Origin of the sequence: Sphaerisporangium sp. NPDC049002 (genome assembly GCF_040649355.1) — a bacterium.
Taxonomy (GTDB): domain Bacteria; phylum Actinomycetota; class Actinomycetes; order Streptosporangiales; family Streptosporangiaceae; genus Sphaerisporangium.
In genome coordinates this window covers 1-2,558 of record NZ_JBEZFH010000399.1, presented here as the reverse complement: position 1 = coordinate 2,558, position 2,558 = coordinate 1, and the positions used below count along the sequence as shown (strand labels likewise).

Sequence of the window (2,558 nt, the reverse complement as noted above, 5' to 3'; positions counted from 1 at the left end):
CACGCCGACGAGGTACGCCACCGCGAGGCCCACCACGGCGAGGATCAGCAGGGGGTCGGGCCGCGTCTCGGTCACAAGGCGCCAGGGGCTGAACGCATCCTGGCCGCCTGGACGCGCGGCGACATCGACGCGGCGTACGTCTGGCTGCCGGCGCTCGACACCCTCAAGAAGAACGGCAAGGTGCTCGTCAGCAGCCGCGAGCTCGCCACGGCGGGCAAGCCAACGCTGGACCTCGGCGTGGTCTCCACCGCCTTCGTGAACACGCACCCCGACGCCGTCGACGCCTGGCGCAAGGTCGAGGCGAGGGCCCTCACGCTGATCGCGGGCGACAGGGACGCCGCGGCCACCGCAGTCGGCGCGGAGCTCAACATCAGCCCGGCCGACGCCCGCGACCAGCTCGGCCAGGGCGTGTTCCTGGCGCCGGCCGACCTCGCGGGCCCCGAGTGGCTGGGCACGCCGGACAAGGTCGGCGGGCTCGCGCAGAACCTGGTCAGCGCCGCCGAGTTCCTCAAGAAGCAGCAGAAGATCGACGCGGTGCCCGACCTCGCGACCGTACAGAAGGCGATCTACAACAAGGGGCTTCCGAGTGCGCTCTCCTGACATCGCCGACCCGGCCGCGCGGACGGCGGAGGCCGCCGCCGTGGACGTGCGCGAGGTGGAACACGTGTACGGCCGGGGCCAGGCCGCCGTCACCGCGCTCGGACCGGTGTCCCTCACCGTCCCCCCGGGCGCGTTCCTGGTGCTCGTCGGGGCGTCGGGGTGCGGCAAGAGCACCCTGCTCCGCCTCATCGCCGGGTTCGAGGCGCCCACCTCCGGAACCGTGCGCATCGGCGGCGTCGAGCCGGTGCCGGGCAGGGGAGCCGGGGTGGTGTTCCAGCAGCCGAGGCTCTTCCCCTGGAAGACCGTCGGCGGCAACGTCGAGCTGGCCCTGCGCTACGCGGGGGTGCCCCGCCAGGAACGGCTGCGCAGGGTTCCCGAGCTGCTGGAACGGGTCGGCCTGCACGACGTCGCCGACCGCCGCATCTGGCAGATCTCCGGAGGCCAGCAGCAGCGCGTGGCCATCGCCAGGGCTCTGGCCGCCGACGATCCGCTGCTGCTGCTCGACGAGCCGTTCGCCGCCCTGGACGCCCTCACCAGGGAACGGCTCCAGGAGGACCTGCGCCAGGTGAGCGCGGAGACCGGCCGCACCTCGGTGTTCGTGACCCACAGCGTCGACGAGGCGGTGTTCCTCGGCAGCCGTGTGGTCGTGCTCACCCGGCGTCCGGGACGGGTCGCCCTCGACGTCGAGGTCGGCCTGCCGAGGACCGGGATGGAGCCCGGCGAGCTGCGCGCGCTGCCCGAGTACGCGTCCCTGCGCGCCACGATCGGCCACGCCGTGCGCGCCGCCGCCTGAACCCGGCCACCGGCCGGCTGAGACCACCCGAGACCACCGAGACCATCCGAGACCGGAAGGACCGAGATGACGTACACGTCCGAGCACTCAATCACCGGCCTGACCCTCGACCCGCTGGGCCCGAACTTCGGCGCCGAGGTCGTCGGGCTCGACCTGGCCACGGCGACCGACGCCGAACTCGCGGCCGTGCGGGCCGCGCTCGTCGACCGCAAGGTGCTGTTCTTCCGCGGGCAGGGCCTCGACGAGGACGGCCAGGTGGCGCTCGGGCGGCGCCTCGGGGAGCTCACCGTCTCCCACCCCGTCGTCGGAGGCGTGGACGACGCGCATCCCGAGATCTACGCCATCGACAGCGCGGACGACGGCTTCGCCGACGTGTGGCACACCGACGTCACGTTCATGCCCCGCCCGCCGATGGGGTCCATCCTCCGCGCCGTCAGCCTGCCGGTGTCGGGCGGTGACACCAACTGGGCGGACAGCCAGCTCGCGTACGACTCCCTGGCCGGGCCGGTGCGGGAGATGGCCGACCAGCTGACCGCGGTGCACGACGGCAACCGCGAGTTCGGCTACTACCTGGCCCAGCGCCGCGGCGGCAGGGGCAACGTCTGGGAGGGCGAGACCGTCACCCGGCTCGATCCGGTGGAGCACCCCGTCATCCGCGTCCACCCGGAGACCGGGCGCAAGGGGATCTTCGTCAACCCGGGGTTCACCTCCCACATCGTCGGGGTGTCGGACGCCGAGAGCCGCGCCATCCTCGACCTGCTCTACGCGCACCTGACCAAGCCCGAGCACGTGGTCCGTCACAGGTGGCGGGCCGGTGACGTCGCCATGTGGGACAACCGCAGCACGGCCCACTACGCCAACCGCGACTACGGCTCGGCCCACCGCGTCATGCACCGCGTCACCCTGCGCGGAGACCGGCCCGCCGGCCCCTCCCGCTGACGCCGCGGGACCCCTGAGACGCCCCGGCGACGTTGACCAGCCACGGGAACGGCACGCCGAGCACGCCGCGCGCCTCGGGGAGAGGCCAGCCGAGGACCCAGATCTGGATCGCCTGGGCGATGTGCTCGGCACAGTGGGCCAGGACTATCACCGTGAAGACGCCCAGCCCGGCCTTGTGGTACCGGCTGTTGAGGGCGTTCAACTGGACTGGAGTGGCCGTTACTGC

At 72.8% G+C, this 2,558-nt stretch carries 2 protein-coding genes and 2 pseudogenes; 3 read left to right on the top strand and 1 reads right to left on the bottom strand.

The features are described 5' to 3' along the window. The 3 genes and pseudogenes from AB0B89_RS35935 to AB0B89_RS35925 form a co-directional block, all read left to right on the top strand. Positions 1-600 (top strand): annotated as a pseudogene (locus tag AB0B89_RS35935) (hypothetical protein); the annotation flags it as partial. Continuing rightward, entirely contained in the window at positions 587-1,393 is an 807-nt protein-coding gene (locus AB0B89_RS35930; protein ID WP_358562116.1) for an ABC transporter ATP-binding protein, read from the top strand. The pseudogene AB0B89_RS35935 and the gene AB0B89_RS35930, both read left to right, overlap by 14 nt. Before the next feature lie 66 nt (positions 1,394-1,459). Continuing rightward, on the top strand, positions 1,460-2,332 hold the full coding sequence (locus AB0B89_RS35925; protein ID WP_358562113.1) for a TauD/TfdA family dioxygenase: 873 nt from the start codon (positions 1,460-1,462) through the stop codon (positions 2,330-2,332). On the opposite strand, the pseudogene AB0B89_RS35920 reads toward AB0B89_RS35925, so the two are convergent. Then, positions 2,292-2,558: pseudogene (locus AB0B89_RS35920) on the bottom strand (hypothetical protein); the annotation flags it as partial. The gene AB0B89_RS35925 and the pseudogene AB0B89_RS35920 overlap by 41 nt on opposite strands.

Coding starts and splice junctions, on each gene's coding strand:
- AB0B89_RS35925 (WP_358562113.1), top strand. CDS start 1,460: ATGACGTACACGTCCGAGCACTCAATCACCGGCCTGACCCTCGACCCG.